Below are 23,540 nucleotides of genomic sequence, written 5' to 3'. Positions count from 1 at the left end.
AAAAACCTATAAATATTGGATAGCTGAGGGTATTTTGTTTATTTTAAATAGCCTTACACAGACTTCTTGACAGTACCACTGAATCCGTGCATTTCTGCATAAAAACCGTGCATTTCCGGTCTGAATTCGTGCATTTATGCTGCCAGCTGGGGGGTATTCCTTTATAAGAGAAGCTAATTCTAGCTTTAATTTCACTATTTGACGCAAAAAAACGGTTTTTTTTTTAACAAAAAGGCTAAAATACCCAAAATGTCCCCGAACATTCACGCATTCTGAAGAAAACAGATCACAAAAACCCCTATAGGTAAAAAACGCCAACCCCGGGCACTCTTCTTTATTGATGATCTTCAAGCAGCTCTTTTAAATTACGAAGATGACCGTCTTCTTCTGCCCTGAGCATTTTAACGAGCAAGCCTTTTGTCAGTTTCATCATGAATCCCTTGGTTTGGACAAACGCCTTGAACTGTACCTGCGTCCCTTCCACGATTTCTTCAAAGTTATATTCATAAATAGTCACAAGCCCATTACTGTTAGTTTTGGTACTGAAGGACCGGTTGGGCTCAAATTTAATTATTTCTACCTCGGCCTCTACTTCTTTTCCTCGGATCCATCTTGTTTCCATGAATTTCGAACCCACACCTACCTCATCCCAGGTTAGCCTTTCCATCCTGTTCACAGCAGGCATATATTTAGGTGCGTGCTCCATGCTGCTGGCATACTCAAAAACTTCCTCCAGCGGTTTTTCAATTATGATACTTCCGTAAAAATCAGCCATATTTCAAACTCCTCTTGCCTTGCATTTCTTTTCTTCATTATAGCGGAATACGAAAAAGGAAAAAAGGAGTTGTACCTCTATAAAATAGGAGACGCACTGGTTGGCAGAAATGGTGCTGAAAAATCCACCTTTATTCATAGCCTGCTGGGACTTCTTCCCGTAAAAAACGGTTCGGTTAGAATAAATGGCTTTGAGATATCTGATCGTAAGTCGAGCTGGAAAGAGGCTATTGCCTATCTTCCGGAAAAGTTCATGCTGTACCCTTCCTTGACCGGTATGAAAAACATGCAATTTTTCGCGGAGGCCGCTGCCGGTAAAGCAGACATGGCCCATATAGAAAAGGTTTTACGATCCGTTAGCTTGTGGGACGACCGGGATATCCATGCGAAAAAATACTCAAAAGGTATGCTGCAGCGTCTGGGTCTTGCGATTACTTTATATCAGGATTCAAATATCTTGGTTCTTGATGAACCAACAAGCGGGATTGACCCCATCGGAAGAAAAGAAATCCTTGAGGTTCTTAAATCCCCCAAAGGAAAAACGATTCTGCTTTCTTCACATCATTTGGATGAAATTAAACAGATTTGTACCCATGTAGCATTTTTAGATCAGGTAAAAATGGAGAAATATACGGTTACGGAATTTTTACAGTCTCAGCGGCTTGGGGGGAATGAGTAATGAGAAAAGGAATATTTTTGGTTTTATTTTTAATGATGATGGCCACCGTTTTGACCAGATGCGGGTTTGGATCTGATTTTAAAATCAAAATGACAAAACCGCTCTATTTTGGATCGGGTAAAGAAATGCCATTTGAAATTCTGGTTGTTGAGAACGGGAAACCTATTAAGGGTCTCGACGTTACTGCACAAATAGAAATGGCCAATATGGATCACGGTACTATTCAAACCAATTTATTGGAAGGAAAGAACGGCACGTATCCGCTCCCTTTCCGCAAAGCTTTACTATTTATCCGCCGACTTTTTACATTTATCCGCTAAAAAAAGTTTATCTGCGAATTTCACCCCTTTTTCCGCAAAGCGCCAGCTGACAAAGAAAATATTTTTTAAAAATGAGTGATTACTCACTTTACAGTCATACATTCCACACCATATAATATATTTAATTAGTGAGTGATTACTCACTTCGTAATCAGAAAGAGGTGAAAAGGTTGAACAATCCGGTTATCACCATAAAAAATGTTTCAAAATCATTCGGAAAGAATCAGGTATTAGAAAATATTAATCTTGAAATTCACAGCGGTGAAATCTTTGGTTTTCTTGGGCCTTCAGGTGCGGGGAAGACTACTCTCGTTAAAGAGCTTGTTGGACTGGATACCCCTACAAAAGGCGAAAATTTTGTCCTGGGGGGAAAAATGCCTTCACTTGGCTTAATGCAGCGAGTCGGATATATGTCCCAGGCAGATGCTCTGTACGGGGAACTTTCTGCAAAGGAGAACCTGGAATTTTTTGCAGCTCTTTATGGCTTGAAAGGAGCCAATCGTAAAAAGAGAATGGAAAGTGTTATGGAGACCGTACAGCTGTCAGATGACCTGAACAAGCTTGTTTCCAACTACTCCGGGGGAATGAAAAGACGACTTTCACTTGCAGCCGCACTTCTCCATGAACCGGAGCTTCTTATTCTGGATGAGCCTACCGTAGGAATTGACCCGGTTTTGAGAAAAAGTATTTGGGATGCCTTTTATGATTTAAAGAAAAAGGGAACGACGATTATTGTGACTACCCATGTCATGGACGAAGCTGAAAAATGTGACCGGCTGGGAATGGTCCGTAACGGAAAATTAATTGCCGTTGGCTCTCCGGAAGAACTAAAGGAAAATACAAACACAGGGACAATTGAAGATGCGTTCCTTGTATACGGAGGTGCCTGATTATGCGTGTACGTGCTTTAACCATCAGAATTCTTCGCCAATTTTTCCGCGATAAACGAACAATGGCCATGATGATTGTGGCTCCCATCCTTATTCTCACTATGCTGAATCTGGTTTTTAACGGAAAAGATTATCATCCTAAAATTGGCCTAGTAAACGTTCCAGAACCTATAATAAATCAATTAGACTTTAAAGATGCGAAAATTACAAAATATGAAAACAGCAAACTGGCAAAAGAGGATTTAAAAAATAGAAAGCTCGACGGTTATTTAATTTTTAAAGATCAGGTTCCAGGGATAACCCTTGAAGGCAGTGATCCCGCCAAAAACAAGGCGGTAATGAATGAGGTTCAAAAAGCATTTAAACCACTCCTGCAAAAAGGGAATCAAGGTGACTTTAAGATCCATTATCTGCACGGTTCTGACAGCATGACTCAGTTCGATTACTTTGGACCAGTTTTACTTGGGTATTTTGCCTTTTTCTTTGTCTTTCTAATTGCAGGGGTTTCCTTTTTACGTGAAAGAACAAGCGGCACACTGGAGAGACTGTTATCCAGCCCTCTAAGAAGATGGGAAATTGTTGCGGGTTATGTTCTTGGATTTGGTGTTTTCACTATGATACAGGCAGCCATAATCACTTGGTATTCGATCTACGTGCTCGATATGATGATGAAAGGGTCCTTTCTGCTTGTCCTTCTGATTAACCTTTTATTATCCCTCTCAGCTTTGACACTTGGAATTTTACTTTCGGCATTTGCTAATAATGAAATGCAAATGATCCAGTTTATTCCGCTCGTTATCGTACCGCAAATTTTCTTTTCCGGGCTGTTCGATCTCGACACGATATCGGATTGGCTGAGCTGGATTGGTCCGCTTACCCCTTTGTACTACGGCGCAGATGCATTGAGGGAGGTAATGGTTAGGGGCTATGGCTGGAGCCATATATATATCGACTTGTTTGTCTTATTGGCCCTGTCCGTGTTATTTATGGTATTAAACGTAGCGGCTTTGAAAAAGTACCGTAAAATATAATGAGTTAAAGAGGAGAAAAAATGACTGAAGAAGATTTAATCCTCCAGCAGGTTCTTAATGAGGATGAGGAATTAACAGAAAAGCAAAAGAAAATTATTATAGCCGCAATTGAATCCTTTTCAGAAAAAGGCTTTGCTGCTACCTCAACAAGTGAAATTGCCAAGAAAGCAGGAGTAGCTGAAGGAACGATTTTCCGCCATTATAAAACAAAAAAAGAGCTGCTCATATCAATCGTGACTCCTGTTATGGCAAAGCTTCTTGCCCCCTTTATTATTAAAGATCTGAATAAGGTTATGGACCGTGACTTTGATAAATTTGAAGATTTTTTACGGGCAATGATAGAAAACCGAAAAGAATTTTTAAAAAATAACTTTGCCATTTTTAAAATACTGGTCCAGGAAATACCGTTTCAGCCTGAACTGAGAGAACAATTTATGGAGCATATTGCCAAAAAAACCTTCGGGCGGTTTGCAAAGCTGGTCGAGCATTACCAGGCGAAAGGGCAAATTATTGAAATGCCCTCTGCAAGTGCCGTTCGGCTTGCGGCCTCTGCCATCATTGGATATTTGCTTATAAACTCTGTGTTTGGATCTGGCCAAGAATGGGACGATGCGGCGGAAATTGAACGAACTATTGAATTTATCATGCACGGAATTAGTAAAAAAGAGTAAGCCAAGGGGCTTACTCTTTTCTTGTGAAGTCCTCCAAAGGAACTCTGTAAAGTTTATCCTCATTTTGAAAGGCTTCCCGCTGCCATCGGTATTATTGCTGACAAAATAAAGGTAACCTCCATCAATAAACATCGTGAATTCTGCCAACCCCCGTGATGACTGGCCGGCTTTGGTTTAAGCCACGAACCACAGCGGAAAGATTTTTTTCATAAATCCCGTCCTTTTACTTACCTCAGGACAGCCATGATAGCTTTCGCGACTCCGCCTTCTTCGTTTGTTGCTGTTACTTCATCGCATTGTTCTTTAATCAATTCAGGGGCATTTCCCATTGCTACTGAATGTCCTGCTTTTTCAAACATAGAGACATCATTAAAGTTATCACCAATTGCCATCGTCTCTTCCAGCAATATTCCGCGCTTATTGACGAAGGCTTCAAGTGCAATACCTTTTTGTGCATCTCTGCTTGTAACCTCAAGATTCTCATGTCCTGAAGAGCTTGCCGCAATCCCATCCAAATTTTCGAGAGAGGTTCTGGCAGCCTCAAGCCGTTCATTATCAAAGGAAAAAGCAAGAAACTTATAAACTTTTACTTCTTCATCTGCAAACAGCTTTCCATAATCGTCAATGGTTTCAAGCAATCCATGTTCTACTCTCAGCCTTGCAGTTTCTATTGCCTTTTCATAATTTGCATCGGGATTTGCACTGACAATGATATCTACAATAATGGATACTGATTTTTCAGCATCGTTAGTATAAGTACCTTTATTAGTGTAGACCTCAAAATAAACATCTTTTTCTGTTAAAATAGATGCCGCTTTCTCTGCCAGCCTGTTTTCCATTGTGTTTACCGCAAGGATTTCACCTTCAACGGATCGAACCTCCGCTCCATTTACACCTATTATAGGACAATTCAAGCCAGCTTCTTTTAGTGGTAAAATGGCTTCCTGGTAGGAGCGTCCTGTTGCTACTACTACTTCTACTCCCCCAGCCTGGGCTTTTAAAATGGCCTCCCGATTTTCATCGCTGATTTTTTGGGAGGAGTTTAGCAGCGTTCCATCCATATCTGTTGCAATACATTTAATCATGTAGTCACCTTCTCTGTTTTTTTCACTATGCCATTCTAACATGATTAATTTTAGAAGTAACATCTTTACCCTTTTAACCTTTATACATTTTTTCCTATTTCTCCAGTATGGATACATACGAACCTTTATTGCCTGTTAACCTCAAACACCTGAGAAACGATCAGCTTGTCCCTGATTTCCTTTAAGGAATTTTGAGTCATAAAAGCCTATCCTTCAGGGAAAGATACTTCTCATAAGAATAAAGGGGGGATTAAGCGTGACCAAGGAAGTAAACAAGGGCAGCGGCAATCAAAATGCACCACAGAAGGGCCATTACCAAACAGAATTTGCGAAAGAATATATAAGCGGGGACAATAGTAAGGGAAATAAGCACAATAAAGACCAAAGCAGCAAGACAAGCAAGTAATAAGCCGGCCTAGGCCGGCTTTTATTCTTCCTCTGGATATAATTCAAAAGCTGGATTAAAAACAAAAGCAGGTGAGACAACTTCGGCCTGCTGTTTCTTGTCAATTTTATCTCTCAACTCTGTTTTTGCCTGTTACGCCTCTCTATTTCCTTTGAATGTGGTATGAATTTCTCCATCCTTCAATTGCTCCATTTTTCTTCAATTGCTTTGATTGTTTCTTGTTTTTCCTCCATACAATGCCTCCTTACCTCTCTATTCACTTAAAACAGCTTATGTACTCCCCAAAAAAGAAAAGGCCGACCCCTATTAGGATCGACCCGCTTCATTATTGACATCTGAAAGACCGGATTCTGTTTAAATCTGTTCCATAATAGACCCAGCCATTTCTCTGCCAGCGATAACCAGCAACCGATGTACGGCCTACATAGGTTGGATAGAACCAAAAGCCCCTTCCGGTACGCAGCCATATATAAGTAAACCTATATAGACATCCCCTGATGCCTCCTGGATCAACAGCAAACGTCTGAGCCGTTTCATGCGGGATTACGGATGGAGGAGGAGAGGATGGCGGTCCACCAGCATGATGGCCCCCTGTCTGGCCCCCGCCTGGAAATTGTCCGCCACCCGGAAACTGACCTCCTCCAGGAAACTGGCCTCCCCCGGGAAATTGGCCTCCTCCGGGGAACTGACCTCCTCCGGGGAACTGACCTCCTCCTGGAAACTGACCTCCTCCATGGGTTCCACCACCATGCTGCCTTTCATCTTCTAGAAATTGGCCGTTATTATAAACATCGTAGGTTTGAAACATATCATTATTAAATTGCCAATCGGGCATAAATGGTCCAAATCGATAATCCAAAAGTACTCCCCCTAAAACTATATTCTTTTTAGGGTATTCAGAAAGCCCAAATTGGTGATTTAGCCCTTTTTAAACATGCTTTTTAATAAACGTCGGCTTGTACCATAACTGAGGCGTGAATTCCCTTCTCCGGATTGTATATTAACTCAACAAGAAGATTTGCTGCTATAAAATTATGATACTCCTGTAGATATTCTGCGATAGCATCGACCACATCTTGTTGATTAAGATGTCTCTCCACTGAACCTTCCGCCTTAGCCAAAGCGGAAATTCCGCGATTTTCTTCATAACGTAAGTCCGCCTCAACATATTGCGGTTCAGTCCGGTCCCTGTAAGCCGCATAAACACAAACGCTATCTACAACATCCTGTTCATTCAAAAATAACTCCATATTGAATTCTCCTTAATATCGTCTTCTTGAAAAAATGCCTTTAATGATACGAACAATGATCAGAATAATTACAATATCCAGCAGTATCGGAAAGATAGAAAAACCTGTCCCATATCCTCCCCAGCCATATCCGCCGCCGCCGAAGGGATGCAGCATGCTTCCTAGTAATGCTCCGGCACCAAAGGCTGCCCCATGCGATAAGATACTGCCGGTTCTAGACCTTTGCTGATTATTGTTATTGTATTTTGACCTAGTATTCGGATTTTTGGTAACATTTCCGGATGGCCTTTTATATCCTGATCGGTAGGTACTGCCGCTTCTTGTACCGCTAAGGCTTCCAGTTGAATGTGTTATTGAACTGTGTCCACCATAACTGCTGCCGCCGCCGAATCTCTTTGCCTCAGCAAACGTTGGCAGGGCTAACATAAAGGCCACCAGCCAAATTAACCATGCTTTTTTCACTGTCAACACTCCTCTTCGTTGTCTTTAATATTTTTTAACATATACCCGTTTCCATCCGCCATAAGCTTTTGTCCTTATTTTTTCCTAACAACAGAGAGATCTTCCCTCTTTCTTCACAAAATAAAAAGCATAAGTTCTCCCATAAGGAAGCTTATGCTTTTATATTAATATAATTTTTAAGTTTAAGTGAAGTTATTGCTTGATTAGCTTATTATAAGGAATTAACCTCTGCCATTTTTCCAATTTCCCTGCTAACCTTTTGCTGTATCTGTTCAACAATCGAAAAATCCATAGCAGCCACATATATTTCTTCCAGTTCATCATGAAGCGCTTTGGCCCTTGCAAGACAGGCTGTAGACTCATTCATCTTGTTTTTATAATCCAGTGCAATCTTGGCAATTTCATCTGCAAAAATTTCATCTGTGCCTGGTGCGATTAATGTTTCGTACATATCAATAATTTCATCGCCATCACGGCTTGGAAAATATTCATGAGGTGCAGTGCTGTCAAAAATCGCAATTCCCAGTTCGCGGAAAATAACCATATCCAGGCTGTGAGGGTCAAATCCACAGTGGTAAACTTCTGTATCAATGCCTCTTTCTTCAGCGGCAGAAGCCAGCTTTTTCAGCAAGGTCGATTTGCCGGATCCAGGACGTCCCTTAATAAAGTATCTTTTTGGAATATCCTCGGTTAGATTCGGCACAAAGTCCACAGCACCTTTTGGTGTTGCTGCTCCAAGGAACCGATCCTTTATAAGTGCTTTTTTATTTAAATTTATCTTTCCAAAAAATTGAGTAATTAACTTAGATGTTAAATGATTGGCTTTTTCAAAGTCCATACTGCCTATATAGATTTTTTCCCAGTCATCATGGATTTTCAATGCTTCACCAAAGCCTGCATAGGCCCCTTTAAACGATTCCCTGATTTGGCTGGTCAGCTTTTGAATTGTATCCTTTTTATCCCTGAGACTGGCAGTATCCCATGCTTCACCGAGATTTACATATTCCTCAATGGCACCGGGCGCACTTGGCTCAATAACATGCGGTGCTGTGCCATCTACAATGCCTACTCCTAATGCGGGGATAATAATGCCGTCTATCGAATTATTATCGGAGGAACAATGAAGAAGTTCAATGTCAAAGCCTTTTTCGGTCCACTCTTTCCCAATGTTTTTCATAAATGTTGACTTACCCGTCCCAGGGCCGCCCTTTAAAATAAACAGACGCTCAAGCCCCGCAAGGTTGGAATCATACAGGCTATAGAAGCCTCTGCATGTGTTTCCTCCAGCAAAATAGTTTCTGATTTTTCCTGCCACTTAAATCACTCCTTTAAGATGACATAGCCTTATTGTCTTCACTATCTTATGCCGGTTGGACGCAATGGGTGAATGCCTAGTGCAAAAAAAATTAATTTTTTTCTAAAATGGTTAACAACCAATTTTTAAGAAGCTCTTTTCATAAAAATAGACTCGCTTTCCGCGGACGAACCACCGAGGAGTATTACAGATTTGCAGTTTATCCTTGCCTTTTATTTATTTAATTAGATCTGTCATTTCCGCCCGTGTGATCTGCTGCAGATCTTTAATCGCTAAATGAATCTGTACGCCAATTTTACCGCCGCTCACCACAATGGAATCCAGTTGATTGGCACTGCTGTCAATAAAGGTCCTGTATTCCTTTTTCATACCAATAGGTGAACAGCCGCCCCGAATATACCCAGTCCATTTCTGTATATCCTTTACAGGAATCATCTCAACCTTTTTCTCCCCTGCAGCCTTTGCCGCCTTTTTTAAGTCCAGCTCCTGCTCAACCGGAATAACAAACACATAGATTTCTCTGCTTGTTCCTTGGGCTACAAGAGTTTTATAAACCTCTTCCGTCTTCCTGCCAATTTTACCGGCTACCGAAATGCCATCAATTTTTCCATCAGTGCTGTCATATGTAATCGATTCATAAGAGACTTTTTTTGCATCTAATTTTCTCATTGCATTGGTTTTTCCCTGTGCCATGTTCATCATCCTCCTTAGAAAAACTTGGCATTCGCCAAGTCTTTTTGGCGGATGCCCTAGTTTTTTTTATGCGTTCAGGATTTATGGATATAAATTCTGATTAGCCATTGAAAAAGGGGTTCAGTTTCCTGAACCCACTTCCACTTTTCTTTATTATAATCTATATACCCTTGCCTCATAAGGCTTTAGCTCAAGTTCTTCAAGATCATGGTGCTCTTCGATTGAATAATTGTTTAACAGCAGATTCTCATGTGAAAGACTGATACCATCAGCTTGGAACACAGCATCATTTTTTGTTAGGTTAGCAATCACAATTACTTTATCATCCGGACTTGTTCTTGTATAAGCATATACCTGCGGATCTTTTTCCATTAATAAATCATATTGGCCGTAGGTGAAAACCTTATTTCCCTTTTTTAGGGCGATCATGTTTTTGTAAAAAGAAAGAATAGACTTTTCCTGAGCCAGCTGTGATTCTACATTAATCCCAGGAAAATTTGGATTTACCTGCATCCATGGGGTACCAGTTGTAAATCCTGCATTTTCTTCTGCAGACCACTGCATTGGTGTCCGGCTGTTATCGCGTGAGGATGTCCAGATGATTTGCATAATATCCTCATGGGACACTCCCTCTTCCCTTTTAATCCTATACATGTTTTTGATTGCCACATCATCGTAATCATCAATGGAAGGAAAATGCACATTGGTCATGCCGATTTCCTGTCCCTGATAAATAAAAGGCATGCCCTGCATTAAAAAGTACATCGCTCCCAGGGAAGTAGCACTTTCTTTCCAGTACTCCGCATCATTTCCCCAGGTGGAAACGATTCGCGGCTTATCATGGTTTTCAATGAAAAGAGCGTTCCAGCCATCTTTTTCATTGCCCTTTTGCCACTTAGTCAGTGTTTTTTTCAGGCCAATTACATCCAGATCCTTCTTTTTCACTGCATCCCACAAATCCAAGTGCTCAAACTGGAATACCATGTTCATTTTTCCTGTTTCCTCGCCAACCCAAAGATGGGCCTCATCCACAGTAACACCATTGGCTTCACCAACAGTCATGACATCATAGTTTCCATACGTTTTAGCCTTCATTTCAGTAAGAAAGTCATGAATTCCTTCTTGGTTCATATGCATGTCAAACGAAGATACATATTTATCAGCTTTCTGATTTGGCATATCCGGAAGGCCTGGGCGTCTTTTAATATGGCTTATGGCATCAATGCGGAAACCATCGATTCCCTTGTCCAGCCACCAGTTCATCATGCTGTATATAGCCTCGCGTACCTCCGGGTTTTCCCAGTTAAGGTCTGGCTGTCTTCTGGAGAATACATGGCAATAATATTGACCAGTGTTTTCATCATATTCCCATGCTGATCCGCCAAAAATACTTTCCCAGTTATTCGGTTCCGCTCCGTCCTTACCATCTCTCCAAATATACCAATCCCGCTTCGGGTTATCCTTGGAAGATCGTGATTCAACAAACCATTTATGTTCGTCGCTTGTATGGTTTGGAACCAGGTCAATAATCAGCTTCATTCCGCGTTCATGAACACTTTTAAGGAGCTGATCGAAATCTTCCATTGTTCCGAATTCATCCATAATAGCCTGGTAGTCTGAAATGTCATAGCCATTATCATCGTTTGGTGACTTATACATAGGGCAAATCCAAATAACATCAATGCCCAAATCCTTTATATAATCAAGCCGTTGAATGATTCCATTAAGGTCGCCAATTCCATCCCCGTTAGAATCCTGGAAGCTTCGAGGATAAATTTGATATCCAACTGCTTCCTTCCACCATATTTTCTTCATACTTTCACCTTCCAAATCTATCTAATTGCAAGTTTTGCTGCATTCGCGCAACCGTTTGCATTTTCTTTTATTAAAAAAAGCGCATTTTCACGCCAGTAGCTATAGTTTAACGCTTACATGGCAATTTATCAATAAGAAAAATGGAACAATGACTAGACATTTATAAAGAAGAAAAGCACAAGCGCCCGTTTAGCGAAGCAACTGCCTAAGTAAACATCCTGCGTAGAGCTGAACATTAGCTTCTTGGAGTAGGCTTTGACGCTGGAGCTGGAAAATTTAAAAGGTAAATTTTATTCTTAACCATTAAAAAATCCAGTGCTCTTTGCACTGGATTAGGCAGTTTGAAGCTCAATACTCTCATAATAAGGTTTAAGTGAATGGAAGATGATTTTCTTTACAAATGCCCTGCTGATATCCGGAATCAGTTTTTGGGCATACTTCCAGGCGTTCTTTTCAATTAAAAAGGCAATTTTGCTCTTGTCAGATTCATTACTCGTTTGATCGTATAAATCGGCTAGCGCAGATAGATGCCGATCCTGGGCATGGCCTAATTCATGGGCAAAAATAACGGCCAGATAATCTTTAAATTGATCAAGAGTACCAAAAAGCTGTATGCATTGTTCTTTAATTTCTTCTATATATAAAGTTATAGTATGAGTGCTCATTGTATATTTGCCCCCTGCCAGCCTTCCACCAGGAAAATGGGAATCAATCTTTACCGCTACACTGTTTCCGGAGCGCAGCAAAATTGATTGGATTACTGTCTCTATCTCTGTATGTTCCACTTTCTTCTATCCCCTCTCGTACGTTGAGCAATTATAAATGAATGGTTCTCAAAAATAAAGCAACCTATTTACCCTATTTTATGTTGGGGAAACACCGTTTTTATAGTTCTTTAGAACCTTTTTTATCTATTTGAAGTATTAGTACCTTTTTTATAATTATCGGCTTGAAAAAGACTTTTTAGTACCCTTTTTGAAAAATCGGCGATTGCAGTGCCTTAGTTGCTATATGGCTCAGAATTAATATATAGAAATTCTGATTCGCTAAAATAAAAAGCGTTCCAATTGGAACACTTTCTTCAAGGCTCTTTTCGTATACTTTGTTGGTTATAAAAGCAAAAAACAGACTCGCTTTCCGCGGGCAATCCGCGAGCCTCCTCGGTCGCTTACGACCTGCGGGGTCTCGCCTGGCTTGCTTTTCCCGCAGGAGTCTCGCCTATTTTTGCTCACAGTTTCTTCAAATTGCAACACTCTCTTAGAAAAGAGCCTTTCTCAAAGATATTATTGCATGCAGACGACCCTATTTTGACCTTAATAGATCGGATGAAAGAATTTTCTCCTACCGCGTGAACCTCGTTGGTCGTTCACGGACTGATGAGTGTGCCTTTAAAAAACAAAGAGGAAGTGCCAGCCTGTGGCACTTCCTCTTTTATTAATGTATTCCTAAGCTTTATTTGAACCAGGCATTAAAGTATCGTGTTGCTGCAACCGCATAATCACCGCGGGTTATTTTCTTAGCGGGTTCAAAGGATGCTTCTACTGTTGGCTTCAAATCATAAGGCCCCTGTTTGACATTAAAGGTTGCATTAAGAATATTCAAATCCAGCGCCAGCTGTACATAGCCTTTTAATGAATCCGGAATACTTGCATTGTCTTTTAACGTAACCCTTTCATCTTTATATTGAACGGTTACCTCACTAGTGAAATCCTTGGCATCTTTCTCAAGTCCCAAAGCCTGAACCAGTGAGTAAGCTAAATCAAGCTTTGTTACACCTGCAAGCGGATTGAAATTCCCTGAGGAATCCAACTGCATAACTCCGTTTTGAGTCTGCAATTGATCACGGATAGCAGCACCCTTCCCAACAACAGCCTGAGCAAATGGCAGGTCAGCTCCTGTCACGTCTTTCACTGCTGCTGCCTGGCTTTGTCGGATTCCTGTTCCCATTACCAGATAACGGGCCAATTCCTTTTTCAAAAGTGTCTGGCCAGGCTTATAGGTGCCATCTGCATAACCATCCACAAGTCTTTCGCTCACTGCCATCTTGATTGCGTCTTCTGCCGCGTTTCCTGAAATATCATTTAAACCGGTAAAGCCGCTTACTTTTGTAAATGCAAGAGTACCGTTTACTGTTTCCGGAAGCGCTGTGCCGACAGGATTAGCTGCATCTCCGTGCAGACCCTGTACTTCAGCTTTCCACTGCCCAGCTGCAGGTGAATTAACTACAACCGTACGGTCAGGATATAAAGTGAAGAGCAGGCTTACCCCTGAACTGTATTGTGTTCCATCCGGAGCAGTCAAAATCAAATTCACCGGGTTGCCAGTCTGGCCCAGCAGCCCATAAGCATCAATTCTTGCAGACAGCTGTGAAACACCGCTCTGAACCGTAAAGGTATATGCATTTGATCCGAGTGTTATCGGATTATAATCTACTTGGAAAGCTGTTCGGTCGGTCGTTGAATTTACGCTGCTGTTGAATTTTTGATAGGCATTTACGGTTTGACCGTACTTTTTCCCAAACATAACCGCATCAAGAGCATCATATGCATTTACATAGCCTGCTCCTGCCTCCCAAGTTTCATAGCCAGGCATATTAGTAGCTGTATCCTGTAGAACCTGTTTGATTTCATCTGGAGTCAGCGTTGGTTTTGCTTCAAGGAGCAAGGCTGCAATTCCCGCTACATGCGGTGTTGCCATTGAGGTCCCACTCATGACCGTGTAGTACGGCAGATAGGCGGTTTCAATCATATTCACATCATCTGTAGTTCCAAGAGAAGATACCGGAGCAATCACACGGGTTGAAATAATATTAACACCTGGTGCAGTAATCGTCGGGCGGTCTTCCCATTTCCATGTCTTGCCGTCCATTTCAAATGTTCCGCCGACGCCTTTTGTACCGCGTGAAGAGAAGTCGGCCAGCTTTCCATTTACCTCACCTGCTGCAACAGAAATTACCCACGGTGCTTTAGCATATGGATTATGAGTATTTTCTCCAGGGCCTTCATTACCGGCTGCAAAGAGAACTGTCATGCCATGGTCATACGCAGCCTTACTGGCAATGTTGATTGGATCATTTGGATCAAAATCACCACTTGACCCCCATGAATTCGTAATGATTCGGATATTGTATTGTGTTTGGTGGGTAAGTGCATAATCGAAGCCGCCGATGCCATCTAGAACAAGAAGAGCTGCACCGGATCCATAACCAATCAAATTAGCTCCTGGTGCAACTCCTTCATACTTTCCATTGGATGCTGCTCCTGTTCCGCCAACAATACCTGCCACATGGGTACCATGCCCTGAATTATTGTCCGTATCTGGTACATTTTCTGTATATGTTACTGGTAAAAGTGTAGAATCAAGGCTGTTCAGATTCGTGCTTCCCAAAACGTTCTGTACAAGGTGGCTGCCATACTGGAGATCCTTATGAGTCCCATCAACCCCACTGTCATTGATAAGTACACCTACACCTTTTCCTGTAACAGGAAGACCTCCGTTGGCTTTTTGCATGTTAGAATCGGTACGGGCTTTGTCTACTCCCGTTTCATTTGTAGCGTCATAGTTTGAATACATAAGTTTCTTGTTTTGATAAATAGACTTTACTCCTGGTGCTGCTGCAAGCTTTGTAATTTGATCTTTCGTTGCTAATACACCTGCGATTGGCAATGCCTTCATGGAAACACCCTTGGTGATCCCGAGAGTGGAAAGCAAGTTAAGATTATCTTTTGTTGGTGCCCCCTGGCCATCAAAAGTAACAATAACCTGTAAAGCTCCTGTTGCTGTTTCAAGCTGCTTTAACAGCGCATCTTCTATAACAGCTCCTGCGGTTTCCGCTTTTGTTTTTGAAACTCCCGGCACAAACAATGAAACTAGTAAAATAAGCGTAATAAATCCAGACAGCCATTTTTTCAACTTCTAATCCCCTTTCAGTCATATACTTACTTATTACCCATTTTCTAAAAATTCATAACTTTCTTCCATTCAGCAAAGGGACTAATTTTATTAAAAAAAGGTACTATCTTTTTGTCGTACTAAAGTTGTATAGAAAAAGACATGAAAAAGGCCATACCTCTTATAGGAATGGCCTTAATTTCATAAACGATATGGATAGCAGAAGTATCCCGACAAGCTTACTATCCATCTCAGCCCTTGCGTCTTTCTACTTATCCAAGCGGAACAAGCTGATTCTGTACGGCATAGATAACGACCTGAGACCGGCTTTTAACTTCAAGCTTTTTAAAAATCTTGCTAACGTGGATTTTGACTGTTTTGTCACTAATAAACAGACTTTTGGCAATTTCTTTATTATTCATTCCTTGTACAAGGCACAGAAGAACTTCTTTCTCCCGTTCTGTCAGAATTGAACTTTTATTGACAGGCTCAGGTTCCACTCGCTGTTCAAAACTAAGAAACTTTTTTGTCATGGAAGGGTGAATAACCGAATGGCCTTTTGCAACCGAGCGGATTGCATCGATAACATTCTGAGACGGTGCATCCTTCAGCAAATAACCATCGGCCCCTTCCCTAATTGCAGCCATGAAATATTCATCATGATCAAACATGGTTAACATTAATACCTTTACAGAAGGATAAGCCTTTTTTATTATACCCGTCACTTCTATACCGTTTTTTCCAGGAATGTTTATATCCATTAAGATAACATCAGGCAGTAAAGTCTCTGCCGCTGAAATCGCGTCATCACCTGACACTGCTTCGCCAACTACTTCTATATCCTCCTCCAGGTCGAGAATATTTTTCAGGCCGTCTCTCAGTACGGCGTGGTCATCGACCAGCATAAGCCTGATCATCTAAAATGCCTCCTTCAACCCCTATTTTAGGTACCGTTAAGGTAATTTCGGTTCCAACTCCTTCTTTGCTGTCAATCTGAAGAGAAGCATGAATTTTTTCTGCAGCCTCATTCATATGAAGAATCCCAAAGTGCGGCTGCTTCTGGGCTTTTATCATCGCTTTAAACAATGAAAAACCAGAGCCATTATCTTTCACTTTCAATAGCAAATGCTCCCTCTGAAAGCTTAAAAGGATTTCCATCCGGGTTGCATTAGCATGCTTAATAGCATTTTGAACACTTTCCTGAAACGTATCAAAAATGATTTTTTCAGCCATAGAACTTAGTGGAAACTCTTTACCCCTTGTATCAAAAATAATATGGAAGGACTGTATACTTTGAAGTGTTTTTATCCTTGAGGAAATGGCGGAAACCAAGCCTACCCTTTCTGTCGGATAAGGCCTTAAGGCGTAAATAGATTCCCTTACCTCCTTCAGACTGTAGCGAAGCGTTTCCCTGCTCTCATGAATAAGCCGGAGGGACTCGTCTGGAACTTTTACAAATTTCCTTTCAGCCGTTTCCAAATTCATCACAGCCCCAGCAAGCGATTGGGCCACTCCGTCATGAATATCGCGGGCTATACGGTTTCTTTCTTCAAGAATTATCCGTTTTTCCTGTTCGGCAAAAAGCCATTTTGTTTTGATAAGAACGGCCAATTGATTGGCAAGAGTCGCCGCAGACTGCACATCTTCCGGGCTGAAGCTTTTTGTTCTGGTTCTACCGAACACAAACAATCCTACAACCTCTTCATCAAGGACAAGCGGCACATAAAGCAGGGTTTTTACCTGACTGCTGAAAAACTCAGCCGCGGGGCCCACTCCCCTATCCGTGTTGTGGTAAAGAAATAACTCGTTGATTTCGTTAAAAAAACGAGTGCGTTCCTCTAGCTGGTCCAAGCTTTCTTCTACCAGTCCTGAAGCAAAACGCAGATTCCAGCCATCTTCTGCCTTTTTCCATAAAATCCACGCATCTACATCAATGAACTCCTGCAGATTTTCGGCCAAAAAATCGAGCCAGTCTTTTGCTGCGATCTTTTTATTGAGTTCAGAGGAAATGCTGAATATGGCTTTTAATTTGGATTTTTCCTTTTTTAATCTGACAATGATTGAGCCTAAAAGGGCAAGTGCTACAAGCGGTGAGAAAAAGAAAAAGAAGGAAAAGACATCAATTTCGCCACGGTTTTGACTTCCAAGGACATAAAAGAGGATCAAGTAAACATATGAGACTATAAAGCTATTGCCTTCCTGAATGGTTTTCTGCCGCCATGCCTTCCAGGTATATGGCTGGGGGCGAATGATCAGGATGAAATCAACGATGAGATTGTTAATAAGGTAGAAGGGGATAATGGTAAAAGTCAGATGCCAGATACCGGCCAGCAATCCAGACTGGATATGCTCCAAATAAAGACCTTTAAAGTACTCTCCCGCCAAAAAAGCAATATACAGACTTGTCAGAAGCTGGGCAGGATTAAAAAAGACTATCCTTAATGGCCTTCTTTTAAATAGATTAATAAGCAAGCTTACCATCCCAAAAGCAAGTATAGAAAAACTCATGCCTTCCATTACATAAATAGCATATACAAGGGGGAAGGAAATGGCGGTATGGCCTTTCGAAACCGGCATAGGATATAAATCAACAATAACCAAAAACAGTACAAGCAGCCCAAAAATAAGCCCTTCCTTCGGAGCTCCTATTTTTAGGACCCCTTCCTGGATAAAAATTGACCCGCCAATCATTGAAATAAACAACAGGGATAAACGGGATAGCTGCTCCGAACGAACTCCCCAGGAAAAACGGTTCATAGTCCCTCTCCTATATTTCTAAATTTTCTGTTAATTATAATGTACTTCATTAGTAGTAGAAAGACAAATTAGAAGGATAAAAACTTTAGCTCTTTTCGTAACCATTGTTGCTCTTTTACTAATCTGTTGACCATTCGGACTGTTTAGGGAAAAAGAACTGCCATGCTGTCCGAATCAGCGGTTCATTCGGACAGTCTAGGAAAACCGGAGGTACTTCTAGTCCGAATCAGCCGTTCAATCTTTATAAAGCTTTTAATATACCAAGAACAACATTATTTGCGAAGACAGCCTAATTTTTCAAAGAAAAAACCCAGACCAGTCGAATGTTATTCACTGACCAATACTGGGACAAACCTAATTTGGTTTGTTTCTTTTATTATCACAAACTGCAGCTTGCTTTTCTATTCAGCAAACGGAATATCCTTGATAGTACTTTGGATGTAATATTTAAAATTAACTCGGTAATTGCCTAGCCTTTAGGCGTGGGGAGCTATAGTTTATGGATATAAAAAGGAGAATGGCTGATCACCATTCTCCCTTTTAATTATTTAATTGTTAACTTTGCATCTGCCCAGTCAGCGTGGTCCATAGAGTTTCCATCACCGACATCTGTGACAATTAATTTTAGTTCCTGCTTTCCAGTAACATCTGCATCGACCAGTTTTGCTGGAGTGGATCCAGTCATTCTGCCACTGTCAAAAATCTTCTGACCGTCTAGGAGTACCTGGAACGAGATTGTTCCATTTCCACCAACCTCATGGTCAACTCCTACGTAGGACTGAAAGCTTGTAAAACCTTTTCCCGAAAGGTCATATACAATTTCGGAATTAGCATGTGTGCCAATACCTTTGTCAAATGTTCTGACTCCTGAATCAGTTGCCAAACTTAAGGCATTGCCATCAACTGATTTATCTTTTTGTATGGATGCCCACCCGGTTGTTCCGCTCTTCCAGTCAAGGTCACTTAAGGAGATCTGTCCGTTGACACTAAAATGGATTTGATACTCTTTTGACAATAACCCATCCTTTGATTGAGCTTTCACAACGGCCGTCCCGTCAAAATCATTTGCTTGTGTAACCTTTATATTTACATTAGAATTAGCCGCTGCTGCATCTACCTGTGGCACACTGGCTGTGCTTCCTTTTAAAACGGAATAAGAATAGTCAGTAACCTCAGAGGTGAAGCCAGGTAATGGTTTTCCATCAACCTTGATTTCCTTGACTAAGTCATCCGAAACAACCTGTTTACTTACATCCATTGGATTGCCCATTTCTTTAGAGATGGGACGGAGACGGTAACTATAGGAATACGGATGGTTAGCATAAAGAGTAAACTCCGGATGTGTCCTTGCACCCCAGCTGTTATCTCCGCCGACTCCCATTTGCTTGTCATTCAATGTAAGGATAACATCATCAATTTTGGTAAGTTCATATGGGTGTGCAACACTATCCAGGTCTTTCTCTGCATAATGCAGCGCATTGACTTCCATAAATGGATAACCTGTTGCCATTAGACCTGTTCCTTCATTATTCGTTAAGGTGACCCAACGGACATCCGTTTTATTTCCCGTTTCAGATGGCTCCTCATAGGGAACAAATTGCCCGTCAACAGTTCCTTTGTATAAACCTACATCAGCGCCTGTTTGCCGGTCCCAATAATTCTCCTGAGGCCCGCGTCCGTACCAGCTGATATTTTCATATTCTTTTGGCAGTCTCATTTCCATGCCTACCGCCGGTATCTCAGGAAGATTTTTGCCTGGCAGGAGTGTGCTTTTAACCTCCACATCTCCACTTCCATAAATGGTATAGGTTGCCTGATATTTTGATTCATTTGTAGTTGGCAGTGTGGCATTCACTTTTACTTGAACAGCCTTTTCACCTAATTTGTTAACTGATACATCAACAATTTTTCGATTTTCACCAGCTTTCCGCCAGGTTGCTGTCCGAGACGGCATTCCATTGCCTTTATCATTATCATTTGGCGCCCTCCAAAAGTCCGGAGCGGGACCCGCTGTAAGCAGGTTTTTATCCTGATATTTAAACGAGGAGAGTGTACCCAATTCTTTATCAAATTTAACCTCGAAATCCTTTCCTTTGACGGAAACATCCTTATCCGATTCCTTTACTCCTACATCTGGCATTTCGGATAAATTTAAAGGCGCTAATGCTTCATTATTATATGGAACCTTAAATTGCTCCTTTGCAACTTCATGGCCTTTATCAGCCCATAGTGTATCTTCTGGTAATGTAAAGCTTACATTTAACCAATATTCTTTACCCGCTTCAAGCTTTGGATGTTCAATCGGAAGCTGGATTGTTTTACTCTGAAGCGGTTCAACATCCAGATTATCAATTTTCCCTTTTTGGATAACCTTGTCATCAGCCTTCAATTCCCATGTTCCATTAAAGGATGATAGATTAGTAAATAAATATTGATTGGTAAGTTTTATTTCCCCTTTAAGCAGATCTACAGGAGCCGTTTTGATGCTTTGATATACCTGCTTAACCTCATACAATTCCGGCTGAATCGTTCTGTCTGGGAAGACAAGGCCATTCATCGAGAAGTTCCCGTCATTTGGTACATCTCCCCAATCGCCGCCGTATGCAAAATATTCTTTCTGGTCATAATTTTCTTCCTGATATTTCTCAAAATTCACCCATAATACAGAATGCGCCTCTGGCTGGCGGGTTTCATTTGCTAGTTCCTCAGCGGATAGGGCCCGATTGTAAATATGGACATTATCAAGCGCAGCATTGGTTACCCTGTCAGTTTTTTCAGCATTTTTCCCAATATTCACAGGATATTTATTTTCCGTAATATCGCCTGTAAATGACTTTTCCGCTAATACTTTTCCATCCACATAGAGCTTCAATGAGCTGCCATCATAGACCCCAGCAATATGGTGCCACTTATCATTCCAGTCAGCTGGAACTGGAGCACTGGCAGTCACCCATGGATTGCTCAAGGACTTACTGTAGATAAAAAATTCGAGGTTTTGTCCATTTTGCTGAAGGGCAAATTGAGTATCACCTTTTGATATAAACGGACTGAAAGTATTCGTTGGCTGAGGCTTCACCCACGTCTCCAGCGTTAATTCCTTACCTGTTATGTTCAGGTTTGAATTATCAGGGAAGGTTACATATCCTTTTAAAGCCTTGCTTCCATTATCGTCTAGTATTTGTCCATAAACCTTGCCTGTAAGGGCAGAGTTGCTCAGGTCCGCTACTGTTATTTTCTTCGGAGTTGGTGTCCTTAACCCTTGGTCCACCCAATCCCAAATGAAGCCACCTTGTAAATTTGGGTACTTATCTATTACATCCCAGTATTGATAGAGGTTTCCCACACTATTACCCATGGCATGTGCATATTCACAAAGAATATAAGGCTTTTGATTGCCCGATTTCCCGTATGATTCTACGGAACCTACAGAAGGATACATATGGCTTTCAACATCAGTCCAGCGATTATCCCCTTCATAATGAACAAGACGGGTTGGGTCATTCTGATGTACCCAATCTGCCATTTTCTTAAAGGTATCTCCACTGCCAGCCTCATTTCCAAGAGACCATAGCATAACAGATGGATGGTTTTTATCCCTCTCCACTGTACTCTGGATTCGGTCAATCGATGTTGGGAGCCACTTTGGATCACTCTTAGGAAGAATTCCATTCGCCCCGTGTGATTCCAAGTCTGCCTCGTCAATTAAATAAAGACCATATTCGTCCGCTAAATCAAGCCATCTTTGATCATTTGGATAGTGAGAAGTACGAACGGCATTGATATTAAACTGTTTCATTAATTTAACATCCTGTATCATACTTTCCATGGAAATTGTTTTACCATTGTCCGGATCAATTTCATGGCGATTAACCCCTTTAAACACAATTGGTTTGCCATTAATCAACATTTGTCCATTTTTCAATTCAAACTCTCTAAAACCAACTTTAGAACTTTCTGTTTCAAGGAGTTTTCCATTACTGTCTTTTAGGCTGATAACAAGCTTATAAAGGTTTGGCTGCTCAGCCGACCATTTTAAAGGGTTACTAATAGCCTGTTCAAGATTAACTTCGGCTTCCTCTTTTCCATTAAACTGAACTTCTTTTGTTATGGGTTCCTTTAAAATGGGCTTATTATTAGCATCATACAACTTCGCCTCTACTGAAACAGGCTTTGAGTTATCTTTTTGGTAATTATGGATTTTTGTTTTTACACTTAACTCAGCATCTTTGTACTGGTCATCTAAATTTGTTTCGACCTTATAATCCCGTACATGTACAGATGGTGTTGAATAGAGGTAGACATCACGGAAGATACCGCTCAGCCTAATCATATCCTGGTCTTCCAGCCAGCTTCCATCTGACCATCTATAAACTTGAACGGCAATGGAATTCTCGCCTTTTTTAATATATTCGGTAATATCAAAGTCCTTTGGAGCAAAACTGTCTTCGCTGTATCCTACCTTTTTTCCATTGACCCATAAATAAAAAGCGGAGCTTACCCCCTGGAAAGAAATAAAAACTTTGTCACCCTTCCAGTTGCCAGGTACTGTAAATGTCCGTTTGTAAGAACCAACTGGATTATCTATAGTAGGAACGGCAGGCGGTACTGGTTTTTCAACCCCAGTCCAAGGATAAGTAATATTGGTATAAATTGGGTGGTCATAGCCCTTTACTTCCCAGTTGCTTGGTACATCAATCTTATCCCACGAGGTAACATCAAAATCGTCTTTATAAAAATCATTTGGGCGTAAAGAAGGATTTTTAACCAAGTTAAATCGCCATTTACCATTTAAGGTTTTATATCGTTCGGATTTTTCCCTATTCCCAACCAGCGCTGACTTTTCATCATTGTAAGGCATTAAGGTCGCATGTACCGGTTCCCTGTTCACTTGGAAGATTTCGGGATGGTTATTCCATTCTTCATTAGAAAAATCCGTTTCTGCAAACCCTTTCAAATTTGATAAACTCAAGAGTAATATGGTAGATGCGGCTAAAGATGCCCATTTCCTTTTTCGAAATTTCCTTTTCAAGTTAACCCCTCCTTGTATTTCACAATTAATAAAAATCCCCTTCCCTCCTCCTGGCATTTTATATAGATTTATTTCGTCTCTAGAAGTATTTTTCCTTGGGCTGTTTTTCCTATTTATATAAATACAGGAAAAATTATCTAATTATAAAATGACATCCCTTTTAAAAATTGCTATTTACTAGGTATTAGGTTGGAAAGTAAATTGAAATGTATCCATTAATAAAAATCAGTAATACAATTTTGTATATATTTTCCTAATTATTATTTAGAGAACAGAATAAGCAAAACAGGAATTGTCATTCAAATGTCACTTTTTTTGGATTTATTTACTGTAAAATAAATAATGCGAAAGAACTATTTTCGCAAAAACATATGTGAATATACTCACATATTCTTTTTGTCTTTTATCTGAACTCTTTTACAATTTAAAATCGGACATTCAATTTTAAACATATATAAACACATAGGGCATT

General features: G+C 40.8%; 19 protein-coding genes. 6 read left to right on the top strand and 13 right to left on the bottom strand.

Features of this window, described 5'->3' with window-relative positions:
• Positions 1-334: 334 nt before the first annotated feature.
• Complete coding sequence (locus AC3WR0_RS13030) at positions 335-775, bottom strand: SRPBCC family protein (RefSeq protein WP_492552713.1); 441 nt, start codon at positions 773-775, stop codon at positions 335-337.
• 69 nt (positions 776-844) lie between these two features.
• On the opposite strand from AC3WR0_RS13030, the gene AC3WR0_RS13025 reads away from it, so the two are divergent.
• From AC3WR0_RS13025 to AC3WR0_RS13005, 5 genes are all read left to right on the top strand, one after another.
• Complete coding sequence (locus AC3WR0_RS13025; RefSeq protein WP_492552712.1) at positions 845-1,453, top strand: ABC transporter ATP-binding protein; 609 nt, start codon at positions 845-847, stop codon at positions 1,451-1,453.
• The gene (locus AC3WR0_RS13020) at positions 1,453-1,773 is read left to right on the top strand and encodes a hypothetical protein (RefSeq protein WP_492552711.1); all 321 of its coding nucleotides are present in this window, start codon (positions 1,453-1,455) and stop codon (positions 1,771-1,773) included. Before AC3WR0_RS13025 ends, AC3WR0_RS13020 begins: the two co-directional genes overlap by 1 nt.
• Positions 1,774-1,943: 170 nt before the next feature.
• Positions 1,944-2,663: an ABC transporter ATP-binding protein gene (locus tag AC3WR0_RS13015; protein WP_492552710.1), complete on the top strand. Its 720-nt coding sequence runs from the start codon at positions 1,944-1,946 to the stop codon at positions 2,661-2,663.
• A gap of 2 nt (positions 2,664-2,665) precedes the next feature.
• Entirely contained in the window at positions 2,666-3,694 is a 1,029-nt protein-coding gene (locus AC3WR0_RS13010) for an ABC transporter permease (RefSeq protein ID WP_492552709.1), read from the top strand.
• Between the two features lie 20 nt (positions 3,695-3,714).
• Positions 3,715-4,365, top strand: a complete 651-nt coding sequence (locus tag AC3WR0_RS13005) for a TetR/AcrR family transcriptional regulator (protein ID WP_027323546.1) — start codon at positions 3,715-3,717, stop codon at positions 4,363-4,365.
• Positions 4,366-4,592: 227 nt separating this feature from the next.
• On the opposite strand, the gene AC3WR0_RS13000 is transcribed toward AC3WR0_RS13005, so the two are convergent.
• On the bottom strand, positions 4,593-5,450 hold the full coding sequence (locus AC3WR0_RS13000; protein WP_492552708.1) for an HAD family hydrolase: 858 nt from the start codon (positions 5,448-5,450) through the stop codon (positions 4,593-4,595).
• Between the two features lie 256 nt (positions 5,451-5,706).
• On the opposite strand from AC3WR0_RS13000, the gene AC3WR0_RS12995 reads away from it, so the two are divergent.
• Complete coding sequence (locus AC3WR0_RS12995) at positions 5,707-5,856, top strand: hypothetical protein (RefSeq protein WP_492552707.1); 150 nt, start codon at positions 5,707-5,709, stop codon at positions 5,854-5,856.
• Positions 5,857-6,181: 325 nt separating this feature from the next.
• Here AC3WR0_RS12995 and AC3WR0_RS12990 read toward each other — a convergent pair whose 3' ends face one another.
• The 11 genes from AC3WR0_RS12990 to AC3WR0_RS12940 form a co-directional block, all read right to left on the bottom strand.
• On the bottom strand, positions 6,182-6,664 hold the full coding sequence (locus AC3WR0_RS12990; protein WP_492552719.1) for a hypothetical protein: 483 nt from the start codon (positions 6,662-6,664) through the stop codon (positions 6,182-6,184).
• A gap of 133 nt (positions 6,665-6,797) precedes the next feature.
• Positions 6,798-7,106: a DUF2653 family protein gene (locus AC3WR0_RS12985; protein WP_492552706.1), complete on the bottom strand. Its 309-nt coding sequence runs from the start codon at positions 7,104-7,106 to the stop codon at positions 6,798-6,800.
• Between the two features lie 12 nt (positions 7,107-7,118).
• Positions 7,119-7,568, bottom strand: a complete 450-nt coding sequence (locus tag AC3WR0_RS12980; RefSeq protein WP_492552705.1) for a hypothetical protein — start codon at positions 7,566-7,568, stop codon at positions 7,119-7,121.
• A gap of 211 nt (positions 7,569-7,779) precedes the next feature.
• Positions 7,780-8,883 carry a PRK06851 family protein gene (locus AC3WR0_RS12975; RefSeq protein ID WP_492552704.1) on the bottom strand — a complete coding sequence of 368 codons (1,104 nt, stop codon included), beginning with the start codon at positions 8,881-8,883 and terminating at the stop codon, positions 7,780-7,782.
• 216 nt (positions 8,884-9,099) lie between these two features.
• Positions 9,100-9,576 carry a Cys-tRNA(Pro) deacylase gene (gene ybaK, locus AC3WR0_RS12970; RefSeq protein ID WP_492552703.1) on the bottom strand — a complete coding sequence of 159 codons (477 nt, stop codon included), beginning with the start codon at positions 9,574-9,576 and terminating at the stop codon, positions 9,100-9,102.
• A 153-nt stretch (positions 9,577-9,729) separates the two neighbouring features.
• Entirely contained in the window at positions 9,730-11,391 is a 1,662-nt protein-coding gene (locus AC3WR0_RS12965) for a glycoside hydrolase family 13 protein (protein WP_492552702.1), read from the bottom strand.
• A 332-nt stretch (positions 11,392-11,723) separates the two neighbouring features.
• The gene (locus AC3WR0_RS12960) at positions 11,724-12,176 is read right to left on the bottom strand and encodes a hypothetical protein (RefSeq protein ID WP_492552701.1); all 453 of its coding nucleotides are present in this window, start codon (positions 12,174-12,176) and stop codon (positions 11,724-11,726) included.
• Between the two features lie 667 nt (positions 12,177-12,843).
• Positions 12,844-15,303 (bottom strand): S8 family serine peptidase, encoded by a 2,460-nt coding sequence (locus AC3WR0_RS12955; protein WP_492552700.1) that lies wholly within the window; start codon positions 15,301-15,303, stop codon positions 12,844-12,846.
• Between the two features lie 251 nt (positions 15,304-15,554).
• Entirely contained in the window at positions 15,555-16,199 is a 645-nt protein-coding gene (locus AC3WR0_RS12950) for a response regulator (RefSeq protein ID WP_492552699.1), read from the bottom strand.
• Positions 16,174-18,039, bottom strand: coding sequence for a GAF domain-containing sensor histidine kinase (locus AC3WR0_RS12945; RefSeq protein WP_492552698.1), 1,866 nt, complete (start codon positions 18,037-18,039; stop codon positions 16,174-16,176). The genes AC3WR0_RS12950 and AC3WR0_RS12945 overlap by 26 nt, the downstream gene beginning before the upstream one ends.
• A gap of 544 nt (positions 18,040-18,583) precedes the next feature.
• The gene (locus AC3WR0_RS12940; RefSeq protein WP_492552697.1) at positions 18,584-23,068 is read right to left on the bottom strand and encodes a glycoside hydrolase family 2 TIM barrel-domain containing protein; all 4,485 of its coding nucleotides are present in this window, start codon (positions 23,066-23,068) and stop codon (positions 18,584-18,586) included.
• Positions 23,069-23,540 lie beyond the last annotated feature (472 nt).

This window comes from Neobacillus sp. FW104-15D2 (assembly GCF_058790155.1).
The sequence above is the reverse complement of the archived record's forward strand: the minus strand, read 5'-3'. Positions and strand labels throughout refer to the sequence as shown.